Annotated in this window: 12 protein-coding genes and 1 riboswitch; of the genes, 5 read left to right on the top strand and 7 right to left on the bottom strand. The window is 69.9% G+C overall.

All coding sequences use genetic code 11. The features are described 5' to 3' along the window. Window positions 1-338: 338 nt before the first annotated feature. From ABZV42_RS18900 to ABZV42_RS18875, 6 genes are all read right to left on the bottom strand, one after another. The gene (locus ABZV42_RS18900) at window positions 339-1,373 is read right to left on the bottom strand and encodes a ribonucleotide-diphosphate reductase subunit beta (RefSeq protein ID WP_356052773.1); all 1,035 of its coding nucleotides are present in this window, start codon (window positions 1,371-1,373) and stop codon (window positions 339-341) included. After that, on the bottom strand, window positions 1,373-3,754 hold the full coding sequence (locus tag ABZV42_RS18895; protein WP_355985352.1) for a ribonucleoside-diphosphate reductase subunit alpha: 2,382 nt from the start codon (window positions 3,752-3,754) through the stop codon (window positions 1,373-1,375). The genes ABZV42_RS18900 and ABZV42_RS18895 overlap by 1 nt, the downstream gene beginning before the upstream one ends. 131 nt (window positions 3,755-3,885) lie before the next feature. Next, window positions 3,886-4,042, bottom strand: a riboswitch (cobalamin riboswitch). Between the two features lie 45 nt (window positions 4,043-4,087). Continuing rightward, window positions 4,088-4,606: a GNAT family N-acetyltransferase gene (locus ABZV42_RS18890; RefSeq protein WP_356052771.1), complete on the bottom strand. Its 519-nt coding sequence runs from the start codon at window positions 4,604-4,606 to the stop codon at window positions 4,088-4,090. Window positions 4,607-4,758: 152 nt separating this feature from the next. Beyond that, window positions 4,759-6,369 (bottom strand): monocarboxylate uptake permease MctP, encoded by a 1,611-nt coding sequence (mctP, locus tag ABZV42_RS18885; protein ID WP_355985356.1) that lies wholly within the window; start codon window positions 6,367-6,369, stop codon window positions 4,759-4,761. After that, entirely contained in the window at window positions 6,366-6,629 is a 264-nt protein-coding gene (locus tag ABZV42_RS18880; RefSeq protein ID WP_355985358.1) for a DUF3311 domain-containing protein, read from the bottom strand. Before ABZV42_RS18880 ends, mctP begins: the two co-directional genes overlap by 4 nt. A 252-nt stretch (window positions 6,630-6,881) precedes the next feature. Beyond that, entirely contained in the window at window positions 6,882-7,646 is a 765-nt protein-coding gene (locus ABZV42_RS18875) for a GntR family transcriptional regulator (RefSeq protein WP_355985360.1), read from the bottom strand. A 437-nt stretch (window positions 7,647-8,083) separates the two neighbouring features. On the opposite strand from ABZV42_RS18875, the gene ABZV42_RS18870 reads away from it, so the two are divergent. The 4 genes from ABZV42_RS18870 to ABZV42_RS18855 all read left to right on the top strand — a co-directional run bounded on the left by ABZV42_RS18870 (window position 8,084) and on the right by ABZV42_RS18855 (window position 13,040). Further along, window positions 8,084-9,367: an extracellular solute-binding protein gene (locus ABZV42_RS18870; protein WP_356052768.1), complete on the top strand. Its 1,284-nt coding sequence runs from the start codon at window positions 8,084-8,086 to the stop codon at window positions 9,365-9,367. 143 nt (window positions 9,368-9,510) lie between these two features. Further along, window positions 9,511-10,500 carry a sugar ABC transporter permease gene (locus ABZV42_RS18865; RefSeq protein WP_355985365.1) on the top strand — a complete coding sequence of 330 codons (990 nt, stop codon included), beginning with the start codon at window positions 9,511-9,513 and terminating at the stop codon, window positions 10,498-10,500. Next, window positions 10,497-11,372: a carbohydrate ABC transporter permease gene (locus ABZV42_RS18860; protein ID WP_355985367.1), complete on the top strand. Its 876-nt coding sequence runs from the start codon at window positions 10,497-10,499 to the stop codon at window positions 11,370-11,372. The genes ABZV42_RS18865 and ABZV42_RS18860 overlap by 4 nt, the downstream gene beginning before the upstream one ends. Before the next feature lie 9 nt (window positions 11,373-11,381). Beyond that, window positions 11,382-13,040: a glycoside hydrolase family 3 protein gene (locus ABZV42_RS18855; protein ID WP_356052766.1), complete on the top strand. Its 1,659-nt coding sequence runs from the start codon at window positions 11,382-11,384 to the stop codon at window positions 13,038-13,040. Window positions 13,041-13,150: 110 nt separating this feature from the next. Here ABZV42_RS18855 and nagB read toward each other — a convergent pair whose 3' ends face one another. Then, entirely contained in the window at window positions 13,151-13,936 is a 786-nt protein-coding gene (gene nagB / locus ABZV42_RS18850) for a glucosamine-6-phosphate deaminase (protein WP_356052763.1), read from the bottom strand. Between the two features lie 663 nt (window positions 13,937-14,599). Here nagB and ABZV42_RS18845 point away from each other — a divergent pair. Continuing rightward, window positions 14,600-16,066: a PAS domain-containing sensor histidine kinase gene (locus ABZV42_RS18845; RefSeq protein ID WP_355985396.1), complete on the top strand. Its 1,467-nt coding sequence runs from the start codon at window positions 14,600-14,602 to the stop codon at window positions 16,064-16,066. The last annotated feature ends 119 nt before the right edge of the window (window positions 16,067-16,185 follow it).

The raw sequence follows: 16,185 nt of genomic DNA, 5'->3' as shown, positions 1-16,185 counted from the left end.
GGCCCGGGTGGGGCCGTTCGCGGTGCCATGGCCGGAAGTGGGGTTCTCGGCGCTCTGAGACGGCGGGCCCGTGACGCGCGTAGCGTGAACGTGGAGAGACGCGTCATGGGCATGCCAAATCAGTCGTCCCGGTGTGCCGCGGTGCGTGGCGTGACGGGACGGCCAGAACGTAGCCGGGAAGAACGACGTGCGAACAGCGGTGCCGGAAGAACTTTGCCGCTCCATGGACGGGGATTGGCACGGCGATTGGAGGCACGGGGGCAGTACGTGACGAAAGCCGGGCCGCACGGGGCGGCCCGGCTCTCAGCGGTGACGAACGGTCAGAACGACCGGAACGGTCAGAAGTCCTCGTCGAAGTCGACGGTGCCCTCCACCGCGACCTGGTACGCCGACGGCCGGCGCTCGAAGAAGTTGGTCAGCTCCTGGACGCCCTGGAGCTCCATGAAGGAGAACGGGTTCTCGGAGCCGTACACCGGCGCGAAGCCCAGCCGCTGAAGGCGCTGGTCCGCCACGCACTCCAGGTACTGCCGCATCGACTCGGTGTTCATGCCCGGCAGACCCTCGCCGCACAGGTCACGGCCGAACTGGAGCTCCGCCTCGACGGCCTCGCGCAGCATGTCCGTCACCTGCTCCTGGAGCCGGTCGTCGAAGAGCTCCGGCTCCTCCTTGCGGACGGTGTCGACGACCTCGAACGCGAAGCTCATGTGCATCGTCTCGTCGCGGAACACCCAGTTGGTGCCGGTCGCCAGGCCGTGCAGCAGACCCCGGCTGCGGAACCAGTAGACGTACGCGAAGGCCCCGTAGAAGAAGAGTCCCTCGATGCACGCGGCGAAGCAGATCAGGTTCAGCAGGAAGCGGCGGCGGTCGGCCTGCGTCTCCAGCCGGTCCATCTTCTCGACCGAGTCCATCCACTTGAAGCAGAACTGCGCCTTCTCGCGGATGGAGGGGATGCTCTCGACCGCCGCGAACGCCGCCGTCCGGTCGTCCGGGTTGGGCAGGTAGGTGTCGAGCAGCGTCAGATAGAACTGGACGTGCACGGCCTCCTCGAAGAGCTGACGGCTCAGATACAGCCGCGCCTCGGGGGAGTTGATGTGCTTGTACAGCGTCAGCACCAGGTTGTTCGCGACGATCGAGTCGCCCGTCGCGAAGAACGCGACCAGCCGGCCGATCATGTGCTGCTCACCCGGCGTCAGCTTCGCCAGGTCGGCGACGTCCGAGTGGAGGTCGACCTCCTCGACGGTCCAGGTGTTCTTGATCGCGTCCCGGTAGCGCTCGTAGAAGTCCGGGTAGCGCATGGGACGGAGAGTCAGTTCGAAGCCCGGGTCGAGCAGGTTCTTCTCGGACACAGTCTTCTCGGTGTTCGTGTCGGTCATTACTGGCAGGCCTCGCAGGACTCGGGGTTCTCAAGGGAGCAGGCGACGGCGTCGGGGTCGGCGGCCTGCTGGACGGGGATGGTCGCCTCGGGCCGCGCCTGTGCCTGGGCCGCGCGGGCGATGCGGGTCGCCGGGCGCGAGCGCAGGTAGTACGTCGTCTTCAGGCCCGCCTTCCAGGCGTACGCGTACATCGAGGAGAGCTTGCCGATGGTCGGCGTCTCCAGGAACAGGTTCAGCGACTGGGCCTGGTCGAGGAACGGCGTACGGGCGGCGGCCATGTCGATCAGGCCGCGCTGCGGGATCTCCCACGCCGTGCGGTACAGGTCGCGGACGTCCTGCGGGACCCAGGTGAAGCCCTGGACCGAGCCGTTGGACTCGCGCAGCGCCTCGCGGGTCTGCGCGTCCCACACGCCGAGCTCCTTCAGCTCGTTCACCAGATACGAGTTGACCTGGAGGAACTCGCCGGACAGCGTCTCGCGCTTGAACAGGTTCGACACCTGCGGCTCGATGCACTCGTACACGCCCGCGATGGACGCGATGGTGGCGGTGGGTGCGATGGCCAGCAGCAGCGAGTTGCGCATGCCGACCGCCGCGATCCGCTGCCGCAGCGCGGCCCAGCGCTCCGGCCAGTTCAGCTCGACGTCGAAGTGGTCCGGGTGCAGCACGCCACGGGCGGTACGGGTCTTCTCCCAGGCCGGGAGCGGTCCGTTGCGCTCCGCCAGGTCCGCGGAGGCCTCGTAGGAGGCGAGCATGATCCGCTCGGCGATCCGGGTGGACAGGGCGCGGGCCTCGGGCGAGTCGAAGGGGATCCGCAGCTTGAAGAAGACGTCCTGGAGACCCATCGCGCCGAGGCCGACCGGGCGCCACTTGGCGTTGGAGCGGCCCGCCTGCTCGGTCGGGTAGAAGTTGATGTCCACCACGCGGTCGAGGAAGGTGACCGCGGTGCGCACGGTCTCGTCGAGCCGCTCCCAGTCGATGTCTTCACCGACGACGAACGCGCCCAGGTTGACCGAGCCCAGGTTGCAGACCGCCGTCTCCCCGTCGTCCGTGACCTCCAGGATCTCGGTGCACAGGTTCGAGGAGTGGACGGTGTGGCCCGGCTCCGCCGTCTGGTTGGCGGTGCGGTTGGCGGCGTCCTTGAAGGTCATCCAGCCGTTGCCGGTCTGCGCGAGGGTGCGCATCATGCGGCCGTACAGGTCCCGGGCCGGGATGGTCTTCCTGGCCAGGCCCGCCTCCTCGGCCTTGCGGTAGGCCGCGTCGAACGCGTCGCCCCACAGGTCGACCAGTTCCGGCACGTCGGCGGGGGAGAAGAGCGACCAGACGCCGTCCTCGTTCACCCGGCGCATGAACTCGTCCGGGATCCAGTGCGCGAGGTTCAGGTTGTGCGTACGCCGGGCGTCCTCACCGGTGTTGTCGCGCAGTTCCAGGAACTCCTCGATGTCGGAGTGCCAGGTCTCCAGGTAGACCGCGGCCGCGCCCTTGCGCCGGCCGCCCTGGTTCACCGCGGCGACCGAGGCGTCGAGCGTCTTCAGGAACGGGACGATGCCGTTCGAGTGCCCGTTGGTGCCACGGATCAGCGAACCGCGCGAGCGGATGCGGGAGTACGACAGCCCGATGCCGCCCGCGTGCTTCGACAGGCGTGCCACCTGGTGATAGCGGTCGTAGATGGAGTCCAGCTCGTCCAGCGGGGAGTCGAGGAGGTAGCAGGACGACATCTGGGGGTGCCGCGTACCGGAGTTGAAGAGCGTCGGGGAGGACGGGAGATAGTCGAGGCGGCTCATGAGCCGGTAGAGCGCGGTGACTTCGTCCACGGAGCGGGCCGTGTCGTCCTCGGCGAGGCCGCAGGCCACCCGGAGCATGAAGTGCTGGGGCGTCTCGACGACCTTGCGGGTGATCGGGTGCCGGAGCAGATAGCGGCTGTGCAGCGTGCGCAGCCCGAAGTAGCCGAAGCGGTCGTCGCCCTCGGCGTCGATGAGCGCGTCGAGGCGGGCCGTGTGCAACTGGACGAACGCGGCCGTGCGGTCGGCGATCAGGCCCTCGCGGTGGCCGACGGCGACCGACTCGGAGAAGATCGTGACGCCCTGGGAGGCGGCCTCGACGGCGATGGTGACCGCGAGCAGGCGGGCCGCCAGCCGGGAGTAGGCGGGGTCCTCGGAGATGAGACCCGCGGCCGCCTCGGTGGCCAGTTCGCGCAGCTCGGCCTCGTCGGCGCGGGCGGACCGGCCGCGCAGCGCCGCGGCGGCGACCCGGCCGGGGTCGGCGTCGGGGAGGTCGGCGGTGAGATCCGTCAGGGTCCGCAGCAGCACGGTTCCGGGACCGTCGGTCTCCACCGGGGCCTGCTGCGCGGTCACTGAAGCCGGATCGGCTGGCGCGATGGTCACGTGTGGCTCTCCTCGCTCGGCACGGGGCCTCGCGGGCGGGCGGGGGCACACGGGAGCGCTTTCGGGCAGCAGCGCACCGCGTCCACCGGCCCATTCCGCGAGGCCCGGACGTCGTCGGCACCCGGGCCGGACGGCCGGGGCGCGCTGTCGGCAGGTCCTCGGACTGACGCGAGTACGGGCACACGCAGACGCGAACACGCACAAGTACACCGTTGCGGGACAGTTCCGGATTTGCACCGGATTCCCCTGCGACGACAGCGATCACGAGCATACATCTTGTGCCGGGCTTCGGGACTGCCCCCACATGTTGTGTCCGCTTGGTGTCCGAGAGCGCTACGGAGCGTGCCGGAGCGTCAACTCGTAGGTGAGCAGCCGGATGTCGTCGAGCTCCGGAAGGGGGTTCCAGTCGCGGTCCGGGGTGCGGGTGAAGCCGAGGCGTTCGTAGAGGCGCCGGGCGCTCAGCATGGCGCGCTGGGTGGACAGCACGAGGTGCGTGCAGCCCTCCAGGGACCGTGCGCGTTCGGCACAGGCGCGTACGAGGGCCTCGCCCGCACCCCGGCCGCGCGCCTCCCGCGCGACCGCGAGCATCCGGATCTCGGCCTCCCCGGCGCGCGCGAAGTCGGCCATGGGGCTGCCCTGCGCCACGAAGGTCACGCTGCCGAGCACCCGGTCCCCCTCGACGGCCACCAGCACCTCGGCGACGGCCGCCCGCCCCTCGACGTCCCGCAGTCTCGCGAGGTACCCGTCGCTCTCCCCGAAGTCGAGCAGCCCGTCCCCGAGATAGGCCCGGGCCGCGATCTCGCCGACGACGGGGTACTCCTCGGGCAGGGCGGGCCTGATGACGATGTCCATGCGGGTGAGTGTGCCCGGCCGGCACGGCGACGGGCCGCCGGTTTTCCTCCGGCGGTCCGTCGTCCACGGCAGTCGCGGGGGAGGCGTCCCGCCCGGGCCCTGGCTGGGCCCTGCCTCCCCGGCCCGTGGCTGGGCCCTGCCCGCGGTGCGGCCTAGTGGCTAGCGTCCGCCGTGGCCGGCGGAAGCTCCGTCTCGACCCCGGGATCCCCCGAGTCGGCCGTGTAGTCCCCGGGTGAGGTCTCGTCGACACCCTCCGGGGCCTTGAACGCCCTGAGGGCGAAGGTGAGGACCACGGCCACGGCCGCGTTCAGGACGAACGCCGTCAGGCCGATGTAGCCGATCTCCCCGATGCCGGGGATCGCCTTCGAGCTGCCGCCGAAGTGCTTCTGGGTCGGGGAGGCCACCCCGTAGGCGGCGATCGTGCCGTAGAGCATGCCGACCGCCCAGCCGCCCAGCAGTGCCCAGCGGTGGAACCAGCGGGTGAACAGCCCTCCGACCAGCGAGGGGAAGGTCTGAAGGATCCAGATGCCGCCCAGCAGCTGGAAGTTGATCGCCACGGTCTTGTCCATGGTCAGGACGAAGACCAGCGCGCCCACCTTCACCAGGAGCGAGACCAGTTTGGAGACCCTGGTCTCCTGCCGCGGGGTCGCGGCCGGGTTGATGAAGTCCTTGTAGATGTTGCGGGTGAAAAGGTTCGCGGCCGCGATCGACATGATGGCCGCGGGCACGAGCGCGCCGATGCCGATGGCGGCGAAGGCGACGCCCGCGAACCAGTCGGGGAACATGTTCTCGAAGAGCTGCGGGATGGCGAGCTGGCCGTTGGTGACCTTCACCCCGGCCGCGATCGCCATGAACCCGAGCAGGGCGAGCAGGCCCAGCATCAGCGAGTACAGCGGCAGGATCGTGGTGTTGCGGCGGATCACCTCCCGGCTGCGGCCGGACAGCGTCGCGGTGACCGAGTGCGGATACATGAACAGCGCCAGCGCCGAGCCGAGCGCGAGCGTGGCGTACGTCCACTGGCCCGCCTCGGCGGGGACGAGCCCGCCGGCGCCGGCGGCCGTGTACTTGGCGCTCGCCGCCTTGAAGATCTCGTCGAAGCCGCCCAGCTTGATCGGGATGTAGATGACGGCCACCGCGATCACGATGTAGATCAGGGTGTCCTTCACGAACGCGATCAGTGCGGGGGCCCGCAGCCCCGAGGAGTAGGTGTACGCGGCCAGCACGCCGAAGGCGATGAGGAGCGGCAGGTCCTTGACGAACCAGTTGGAGGACGCGCTGCCGCCCACGCCCATCACGTCCAGGACTGCCTGGATGCCGACGAGCTGGAGCGCGATGTAGGGCATGGTCGCGAGGATGCCGGTGACGGCCACGGCGAGCGACAGGCCCTTGGAGCCGAAGCGGCCGCGCACGAAGTCCGAGGTCGTCACATAGCCGTGCCGGTGGGAGACCGACCACAGGCGGGGCAGGAAGGTGAAGATCAGCGGATAGACCAGGATCGTGTACGGCACGGCGAAGAAGCCGGCCGCGCCCGCCGCGTAGATCAGCGCGGGTACGGCGACGAAGGTGTACGCCGTGTAGAGGTCGCCGCCGAGCAGGAACCACGTGACCCAGGTGCCGAAGGACCGTCCGCCCAGGCCCCATTCGTCGAGGCTGTGTTCGTCGGCGGCCCGGCGCCAGCGGGCGGCCAGGAAGCCCAGGACCGTGACGGCCAGGAAGAAGAAGATGAAGACGCCGAGAGCGACGCCGTTCACACCGTCCTTCATGCGTCCACACCCTCCTTCGTGAGGGTGCGGGCCCGCTGGTCACGCCGCCACAGCTGGTGCGCGGTCACGGTCAGCAGCGTGGACAGGGGTACCCACAGTATTTGGTACCAGTAGAAGAACGGGATACCGATGAACGCCGGGTCGGTCTTCGTGTAGGAGCCGACCCACAGCAGCGCCACGAAGGGCGCGAGCAGGCACAGGCCGATCACCACACGTACCGGTGTCACCACCGGTGGTTTCACTTCGGGCAGGTCTGACACAGGTCGTCTCCGTCCCCTCATCGATCACCTGGGTAACGCGCAGGCAATCTAGGGGATGGTTCCGCTTTGGGGAACCCCTGCTCGGGCGGCTCGTGTGGAGGGTTCGTGACGCCGCGCCGCACGCCCCGGCGGGGGCGGAACCCCCGCAGCGGGTACGGCGCCTGACGGTCCGTCCGGATCCGGCCGGCTGCTCGGGCGCGGCGCGCGCGGGTACGGGAGTGATCCCCGTTCGCGCGCGCTGCTCCGAACGGCTCAGTCCTGCGGGCGCTTGAGGCGGGCGACGAACTTGTACCGGTCGCCCCGGTACACCGACCGCACCCATTCCACCGGCTCGCCCTGCCGGTCCAGCGAGTGCCGGGAGAGCATCAGCATCGGCAGGCCCACGTCGGTGCCGAGCAGTCCGGCCTCCCGCGGGGTGGCCAGCGAGGTCTCGATGGTCTCCTCGGCCTCGGCGAGGTGGACGTCGTACACCTCGGCGAGCGCGGTGTAGAGGGAGGTGTACTTGGCCAGCGACCTGCGCAGCGCGGGAAAACGCTTGGCGGAGAGATGGGTCGTCTCGATGGCCATCGGCTCGCCGCTCGCGAGACGCAGCCGCTCGATGCGCAGCACCCGGCCGCCGGTGGAGATGTCGAGCAGGCCGGCGAGGGCGTCGTCCGCGGTGATGTAGCCGATGTCCAGCAGCTGCGAGGTGGGTTCGAGGCCCTGGGCGCGCATGTCCTCGGTGTACGAGGTCAGTTGGAGCGCCTGGGAGACCTTCGGCTTGGCGACGAAGGTGCCCTTGCCCTGGATGCGTTCGAGGCGGCCCTCGACGACCAGCTCCTGAAGGGCCTGCCGCACCGTGGTGCGTGAGGTGTCGAACTCGGCGGCGAGGGTCCGCTCCGGCGGCACCGGCGTACCGGGCGGCAGCGTCTCCGTCATGTCGAGGAGGTGCTTCTTGAGGCGGTAGTACTTGGGCACGCGCGCGGTACGGATGGGCGCCCCACCCTCGTTCTCCGCACTGCTGACGTCGGTGCTCATGCTCTGCCTTCCCGGCTCCGGATGCCGCAGCGGCCGCCATGTCGTCGGCCACGGCTCACATCGTGGCACGGCTTTTTGTGCGCGTGTTCCCCGCACGCTCCGTGATCCCCCCTATATACCGTCGTCGTACCTGTTGGTCTAGTCCATCGCGCGCAGACGGTGACACCCGAGCCGGTGCGGACGGTGCCGGGGTGGTTCCCCCGCAGGCCGTGAACTCGACCGTAATTTGTGCCGCTTGGCTACTTAAAGGTTCTTGCATATGTAGGTCCCATAACGGCCGACTGGACGGGCTTACACACCCTTGACACCCCCCTAGGTCTAGGCCAAGCTCCCGGTACTGGTCTACACCATTGGTCCAGTCCCGGCCCCACGGGCGGTACACGGCGTTTGTCACCGCGGGGAGCAGGGGGGTTTGTGGCATCCCTGAGGAGGGTGGCGTGAAGCGCAAGCTGATAGCCGCGATCGGTATCGCGGGCATGATGTTCTCCGTCGCGGCGTGCGGCAACGACAACAAGTCCGGGGGGTCGGACAAGGGCGCGGACGCCAAGGAGCTGACGGTCTGGCTCACGGTCGACGCGCAGAACAACTGGCCCGAGCTGGTCAAGCAGGCCGACACGGCGATCGAGGCGAAGCACCCCGGCATCAAGATCAAGCACGAGTACTACGGCTGGCCGGACAAGAACACCAAGCTCGACGCGGTCCTCGCCACCGACAAGGCGCCGGACGTGGTCGAGATGGGCAACACTGAGATGCTCGGCTACATGGTCAAGGGTGCCTTCGCCCCCCTCGACGCGTCGAAGTTCGACAACTCGGCCGCCTGGCTCGACGGACTCAAGGAGTCCGTGACCTACGACGGCAAGACCTACGGCGTGCCGTACTACGCCGGTGGCCGCGTGGGCAACTGGCGCAAGGACATCGCCGCCTCGGCCGGCGTGAAGAGCACCCCGAAGACGTACGCGGAACTCACCTCCGACCTGGACAAGATCCAGAAGAAGGAGGGATCCAAGTTCAGCGCCTGGTACCAGCCCACCCGTGACTGGTACGCGGCCATGTCCTTCGTCTACGACGCCGGCGGCTCCATCGCGAAGGAGGAGGGCGGCACCTGGAAGGCCAACCTCTCCTCGCCCGAGTCGGTCAAGGGCCTCACCGAGTTCAAGAACATCGTCGGCAAGTACATGCACGGCGACAAGACCAAGGACGAGTCCGACCGTTACATCGTCTACGGCCAGGGCAAGTCCGGCATGATCTTCGGCGCCGCCTGGGAGGGTGCGACCGCCGAGGACCCGAAGAGCGACAAGACCGGCAAGCTCAAGGGCAACCTCGAGAACTTCGTGATGCCCGGCCCGTCCGGCAAGAACATCCCGGTCTTCCTGGGCGGCTCCGACCTCGCCGTCCCGGTGAAGTCGAAGGCGCAGGCCGTCGCCGCCGAGTGGATCAACGCGTTCACCGGCGCCAAGGGCCAGAAGGTCCTGATGGGCAAGGGCAACCTGCCCAACAACAAGACCGACCTGGTCGGCCTCCAGAGCGACCCGAAGACGGCCGTTCCGGCGACCGCGGCCGAGTCCAGCTGGTTCGTCCCGATGGCGCCGGGCTGGGGCCAGGTCGAGAAGGCCCAGGTCCTGCAGACCATGCTGCAGAACATCGGCACCGGCAAGAAGTCGGTCGCGGACGCCGCGAAGGAAGCGGACGCCGCGATCGACAAGGTCATCAACACCAAGTGACCTGAGAGCAGGGCCCCGTCGGTCCTCCTTCATGGAGGGGCGGGGCCCTGCCTCCCGTACGGCCGGCCCAGGGGCTCGCCCCGGCGCCCGGCCGTACGGGCCTTCGCTTTCGTACGACCTGAGGGACCGCTGAGGAGCGCGCGATGAGTGCCGCAGACACGACCACCCCTGCCAAGGTGCCGCCACCGCGGCAGGCGCCGCCGCCGACGGCCGTCGCGAAAGCGCCACGCGCCAGGCGGACCACGGGTGCGGCGGCGGCCCCATGGGCCCTGCTCGCGCCCTGCCTGCTGATCCTCGCGCTGGTCCTCGGCTATCCGCTGGTGCGCCTGGTCACGCTCTCCTTCCAGAAGTTCGGCCAGTCCCAGCTCTGGGGCTTCCAGCCGGCCGAGTCGGTCGGCCTCGCCAACTTCAAGGGCGTGCTCTCGGACAGCGAGTTCTGGGCGGTGGTCGTCCGGACCATCCTCTTCGCCGGCGGGGCCGTCGTCTTCACGATGGTCGCCGGCATGCTGATCGCGCTGCTCCTCCAGCGGGTCTCCGGCTGGGTGAAGACGCTCATCAACATCGTGCTCGTGGCCAGCTGGGGCATGCCCATCATCGTGGCCACCACCGTCTTCAAGTGGCTCTTCGACTCCGACTACGGCGTCTTCAACGCGCTGCTCAGCAAGGTTCCGGGCGTCGACATGATCGGCCACAACTGGTTCGCCAGCGGAACGCAGGGCCTGAGCGTGATCATGCTCCTGGTCGTCTGGGGTGCGGTGCCCTTCGTGGTCATCACGCTCAGCGCGGGACTCACCCAGGTCCCCGCCGAGCTGGAGGAGGCCGCACGGCTCGACGGCGCGGGTTCCTGGGGTGTCTTCCGCCATGTCACGCTGCCGATCCTCAAGCCGATCATCGTCATGCTGACGACGCTCTCCGTCATCTGGGACATGGGCGTCTTCCCGCAGGTCTTCGTCATGCGGGGCGGCCACCCGGAGGCGGAGTTCCAGCTGCTCACGACCTACTCGTACGACCGGGCCTTCGTCGTCAACGACTACGCGCAGGGGTCGGCGATCGCCGTGCTGACGGTGCTGCTGCTCCTGGGCGTGGTCGCCGTGTACATGCGTCAGATGCTCCAGATCGGAGAGGTCGAATGAGTTCCCTCGCCACCTCCGGGCGTACGTCCGCCAAGGGGCGGAAGTCCTCCGGGCCCCGCAAGTCCAAGCTCGGCTGGAACCTGCTCGGCCTGCTCGTCTTCCTCACCGCGGGCTTCCCCGTCTACTGGATGCTCAACACGGCGATCAAGCCGGCCAAGGACGCCATCGACTCGGATCCGAGCCTGCTCCCCACCGGCTTCACGCTCGACAACTTCCGCCGCGCGCTGGCCATCGCCGACTTCTGGGGCCCGGTGGGCCGCAGTCTGATCGTGTCGCTCTCGGTGGTCGTGATCGGCATCGTGGTCGGGATGCTGGCCGCCCTGGCCATCTCCCGCTTCGCCTTCCGCGGCCGCAAGGTCGTGATCGTCGCCATCCTCGCGGTCCAGATGGTCCCGCTGGTCGCCATGATCATCCCGGTCTTCCTGCTGCTGAACGACCTTCATCAGTACGACAAGCTCTCCGGTCTGATCCTCACGTATCTGACCTTCATCCTCCCCTTCACGGTGTGGACGCTGCGCGGCTTCATCGTCAACATCCCGAAGGAGCTGGAGGAGGCGGCCATGGTCGACGGATGCAGCCGCACCGGCGCCTTCATCCGCGTGGTCTTCCCGCTGCTGGCCCCCGGCATGGTCGCGACGTCCGTCTACGCCTTCATCCAGGCCTGGAACGAGTACCTCTACGCCCTCATGCTGCTGAGCCAGCAGAACCAGACCGCCACGGTCTGGCTCGGCAACTTCACCACCAAGCACGGCACCGAGTACGCCCCGATGATGGCCGGAGCCACCATGATGGCCGTGCCGATCGTCGTCCTGTTCCTCATCGTCCAGCGCAAGATGGCCGCGGGTCTGACCGCGGGCGCCGTGAAGGGATAACGCCACCCGATGACGACATTCGCCAGCGGTACCGCCGCGTCCAACTCCAAGGACGGTCTGACGCGCGACGCCCTCACCGTGCTCCAGCCCGGTTTCACCGGGACCACGGCTCCTGACTGGCTGCTGCGCCGACTCGGTGAGGGCCTCGCCTCCGTCGGCCTGTTCGGCCGCAATATCGCCTCGCCCGAGCAACTGACCGCCCTGACCGCCCAGTTGCGCGCCGAACGTGACGACGTACTCGTCGCCATCGACGAGGAGGGCGGTGACGTCACCCGTCTGGAGGTGCGCACCGGTTCGTCCTTCCCCGGCAACCACGCGCTGGGCGCCGTCGACGACGTGACGCTCACCGAGCAGGTCGCCCTCGAACTCGGCCGCAGACTGGCCGCGTGCGGGGTGAACCTCAACTGGGCGCCGTCCGCCGACGTGAACTCCAACCCCGCCAACCCGGTCATCGGCGTGCGGTCCTTCGGCGCCGACACCGGCCTGGTGGCGCGGCACACGGCCGCCTACGTCACCGGCCTCCAGACCGCCGGCGTCGCCGCCTGCACCAAGCACTTCCCGGGCCACGGGGACACCGCGGTGGACTCCCACCACGCCCTGCCGCGCATCGACGCGGACCTGTCGGTCCTCCAGTCCCGCGAGCTGGTCCCCTTCCGGGCCGCCATCGCCGCGGGCAGCCGCGCCGTGATGAGCGCGCACATCCTCGTCCCGGCCCTGGACCCGGACCGCCCGGCCACCCTCTCCCGCCGCATCCTCACGGGCCTGCTGCGCGAGGAACTCGGCTACGACGGCCTCATCGTCACCGACGGCATGGAGATGCAGGCCATCGCGGCGACGTACGGCATCGAGCGGGGCAGCGTGCTGGCCATCGCGGCCGGCGCCGACGCCATCTGCGTCGGCGGCGGACTGGCGGACGACGAGACCGTGCGCCGTCTGCGCGACGCCCTGGTCGCCGCCGTGCGGGCCGGCGAGCTCTCCGAGGAGCGCCTCGCGGACGCGGCGAACCGGGTCCGGGCGCTGGCCGGGTGGACGGCCGCGGCCGCCTCGGCCAGGAAGGCCTCCCCGGCCGCCTCGGGTCCGGTGGCCGTCTCTCACACGAATGGCTTGAACAGCTCGAACGGTTCGAACAGCTCGGACGGTACGGGCGGTGCGAGCGGTACGAGTGGCGTGAGCGGTACGGACGGTACGGGTGTCGCCGGTGGTGCGGGCGGTACGGACGGTGCCACCGATGTGGGCCTGGTCGCCGCCCGGCGCGCGCTGACCGTGACCCGCTCGGCGTCCCACGCCCCGCTCACCGAGGCCCCGTACGTCGCCGCGCTCACCCCGGTCGCGAACATCGCCGTCGGTGACGAGACCCCCTGGGGCGTGGCGGCGGAGCTGGCCCGGCTGCTTCCCGGTACCGAGACCGGCAGCTTCACCGGCGAGGACGCGGGTGCCTCGGCCCTCGCGGCGGCCGCCGGGCGGCCCCTCGTCGCGGTGGTCCGCGACGAACACCGTCACCCCTGGATGGCGGCCGCCCTCGACACCCTGCTCGCCTCCCGCCCCGACACGGTCGTGGTCGAGATGGGCGTCCCCCGGTCGGCGCCCCGCGGCGCCCTGCACATCGCCACCCACGGCGCGGCACGGGTGTGCGGCCGGGCGGCGGCGGAGGTCATCGCGGGCTCGTAGCGGACCGGGCCCGGTCCCGGGCCACCACGCACCGGTGCCGGGCACTCCCTCGGGAGTGCCCGGCACCGGCGTGTGTCCGCGGGTCGGCGGCGCCGGGCCCGGACCCGGTCCTAGATGCCCTGCCACTCCGGCTTGGCGGCGAACGTCTGGCGGAAGTAGTCCGCGAGCTTCAGCTTGGACGCGGCGGCGTCGTCGACGACCACCGTCGCGTGCGGGTGCAGTTGCAGCGCCGACGCCGGGCAGACCGCCGCGACCGGCCCCTCGACCGTCGCCGCCACGGCGTCCGCCTTGCCCTCGCCGGTCGCGAGCAGCACCAGGTGCCGTGCCTCCAGGATCGTGCCGATGCCCTGGGTGATGACGTGGTGCGGCACCTGCCCGATGTCACCGTCGAAGAACCGCGCGTTGTCCACCCGGGTCTGCTCGGTCAGCGTCTTGATCCGGGTCCGCGAGGCGAGCGAGGAGCACGGTTCGTTGAACCCGATGTGCCCGTCCGTCCCGATCCCCAGCAGCTGGAGGTCGACCCCGCCGGCCGCCGCCAGCGCCCTGTCGTAGGCCTCGCAGGCGGCCTGGACGTCCGCCGCCGTGCCGTCGGGCCCCATGAACGCGTCCATGCCGATGCCCAGCGGTTCCAGCACCTCGCGCCGCAGCACGGAGCGGTATGACTCGGGGTGCTCGGCCGGCAGCCCCACGTACTCGTCGAGCTGTGCGATGCGCGCGCCCGAGGCGTCCACGGCACCGGAACGCACCCGGGCCGCCAGCGCCGCGTAGATGGGCAGCGGTGTCGAGCCGGTGGCCACGCCGAGGAGCGCGCCGGGCTTGCCCACGAGCAGCTGCGCCATGGCCTCGGCGATCAGCTCGCCGCCCGCCTTGGCGTCCGGGACGATGACAACTTCCACGCTGGGCCTGCCGATCTGGAGAGGGGACTCAGGAACGCAACCGAATCCGAAGGGGGACACATGTGGTATAGACCAATCTAGCAGAGGGTCACCCTCTCGTCGCCTGCCGCCTGCCGCCTGCCGCCTGCCGCCTGCCGCCTGCCGCCTGCCGCCTGCCGCCGGGCGCGTCGTCGCGTCGATCGCCGGACCCTGGCCCGAACCGCCCGCTCCGGTCGTCCGGCACCCCCGTCCCGTGTTCCTCCCGTTCGAGAGCCGAGGCGGGATAGTCTGACGGGCGCTCCTGGTGTTGGATGTGTGGACGGCGGGGAGCATGACCGCAACACCCGGGCCGCGTACGTGAACGCGGCCGCGGACGCATGGACGCGGAACCATGGTCTAGTCCACAATGCTCTGAGAAACTGAACAAACCTCCGTCTTCCCCGCACAGGAAGACGGACCGAGGAACCGGCGCTCTCTGCCCTGACTGCACCGGCTCCTCTCTTCGGCCGACCGGGACCGCACACCCCACGGCCGTTGTTGCTCCGGGCTGCGGTGCCGGGAGGGCTGAGGGTCCCTCTCAGGCGCCGCGGCCCGCGGGTGTTTCCGGGGCCTCCGGAGCCCCGGGCGCGTGGCCGATTTCGGGACCTGTCGGATCCGCCGGGTACGCTCGCACACGTGCCCTCCATGAACGACCTCGTACGCCAGCACACAGCCCTCGACGACTCCGACCTCGAGTGGCTGCATCTGCTGGTCTCGGAGTGGCAGCTGCTCTCCGACCTCTCCTTCGCCGACCTCGTGCTGTGGGTCCCCACCCGCGACGGCACCCGCTACGTCTCGGTCGCCCAGATGCGCCCCAACACCGGGCCCACCTCGTACCAGGACGACATGGTCGGCCATCTCGTCCCGCGCGGCCGCCGCCCCCTGCTGGACGCGGCCCTCGACGAGGGCCGGATCGTGCGCGAGGGCGACCCCGAGTGGCGCGAGGAGGTGCCGGTCCGCGTCGAGTCCATTCCCGTACGACGGGAGGGGCGCGTCCTCGGTGTCATCGCGCGCAACACCAACCTGCTCACCGTGCGCACGCCGAGCCGCCTCGAACTGACGTATCTGCAGAGCGCCTCCGACCTCGCGCAGATGATCGCGGCGGGCACCTTCCCGTTCCCCGACCAGCAGGTCGACATGGACGCCTCGCCCCGGGTCGGCGACGGGCTGATCCGCCTCGACGCCGACGGGATCGTCCAGTACGCCTCACCGAACGCGCTCTCCGCGTACCACCGCATCGGTCTGGCCTCCGACCTGGTGGGCCACAACCTCGGCACCACGACCGCCGAACTCGCCCCGTCCCGGGGCCCGGTGGACGAGGCGCTGGCGAAGGTCGCGAGCGGCTGGGCGCCCCGCGAGTTCGAGATCGAGAGCGCCGACGGGGTGATCCAGCTGCGGGCGATCCCGCTCAAGCCCAAGGGCACCCGCGTCGGCTCCCTCGTCCTGCTCCGCGATGTCACCGAACTGCGCCGTCGCGAGCGCGAATTGATCACCAAGGACGCCACCATCCGGGAGATCCACCACCGGGTGAAGAACAACCTCCAGACGGTGGCCGCCCTGTTGCGGCTCCAGGCCCGCCGCATCGACTCGGACCGGGGCCGTGAGGCACTGGAGGAGGCCGTGCGCCGGGTCGGCTCGATCGCGATCGTGCACGAGACGCTCTCCCAGAACCTGGACGAGCGGGTGGAGTTCGACGAGATCGCCGACCGGGTGCTCGCCATGGTCGCCGAGATCTCGCCCGGCAAGGTCATCGGCCGGCGCACCGGGCGCTTCGGCATCCTGGACGCCGAGGTCGCGACCCCGCTCTCCATGGTGCTCACCGAAGTCCTCCAGAACGCGCTGGAGCACGGCTTCCGCGAGGGCGACCGGGGAACCGTCGAGGTCTCCGCGGTGCGCGGCGGCACCTCCAAGGACGCCCGGCTGCTGGTCACCGTCCAGGACGACGGGGTCGGACTGCCCGAGGGCTTCGACCCGCACCGCTCGGGCAACCTCGGCCTCCAGATCGTACGGACGCTGGTCGAGGGCGAGTTGGGCGGCAGCTTCGACATGGTGCCCGCCCCGGAGCGCGGCACCCAGGTGCTCCTGGACATCCCGGTGGTCGTGCCCAAGTGACGGACCCGCCTCCCCCGAAAGGCGTACGGGTCGCACAAGTGACCGGTGAGGGGCGGCAGTCGGGGCTCACCGGGACTCGTCACTCATCGTGACCGGTCCCGGACGTGAACAGCAATGAG

Source organism: Streptomyces sp. NPDC005281, assembly GCF_040607495.1.
Lineage (GTDB): Bacteria > Actinomycetota > Actinomycetes > Streptomycetales > Streptomycetaceae > Streptomyces.
Note: the sequence above shows the minus strand (reverse complement) of the source record. Positions and strands in the feature narration are given on the sequence as shown.

What these genes read in the sequence shown, in the direction of transcription:
- ABZV42_RS18875 (WP_355985360.1), bottom strand. Translation starts at nt 7,646, where the DNA reads ATGAGCACCGACGTCAGCAGTGCGGAGAACGAGGGTGGGGCGCCCATC.
- ABZV42_RS18860 (WP_355985367.1), top strand. Translation starts at nt 10,497, where the DNA reads ATGAGTTCCCTCGCCACCTCCGGGCGTACGTCCGCCAAGGGGCGGAAG.
- ABZV42_RS18865 (WP_355985365.1), top strand. Translation starts at nt 9,511, where the DNA reads ATGAGTGCCGCAGACACGACCACCCCTGCCAAGGTGCCGCCACCGCGG.
- mctP (WP_355985356.1), bottom strand. Translation starts at nt 6,369, where the DNA reads ATGAAGGACGGTGTGAACGGCGTCGCTCTCGGCGTCTTCATCTTCTTC.
- ABZV42_RS18855 (WP_356052766.1), top strand. Translation starts at nt 11,382, where the DNA reads ATGACGACATTCGCCAGCGGTACCGCCGCGTCCAACTCCAAGGACGGT.
- ABZV42_RS18845 (WP_355985396.1), top strand. Translation starts at nt 14,600, where the DNA reads ATGAACGACCTCGTACGCCAGCACACAGCCCTCGACGACTCCGACCTC.
- ABZV42_RS18890 (WP_356052771.1), bottom strand. Translation starts at nt 4,606, where the DNA reads ATGGACATCGTCATCAGGCCCGCCCTGCCCGAGGAGTACCCCGTCGTC.
- ABZV42_RS18900 (WP_356052773.1), bottom strand. Translation starts at nt 1,373, where the DNA reads ATGACCGACACGAACACCGAGAAGACTGTGTCCGAGAAGAACCTGCTC.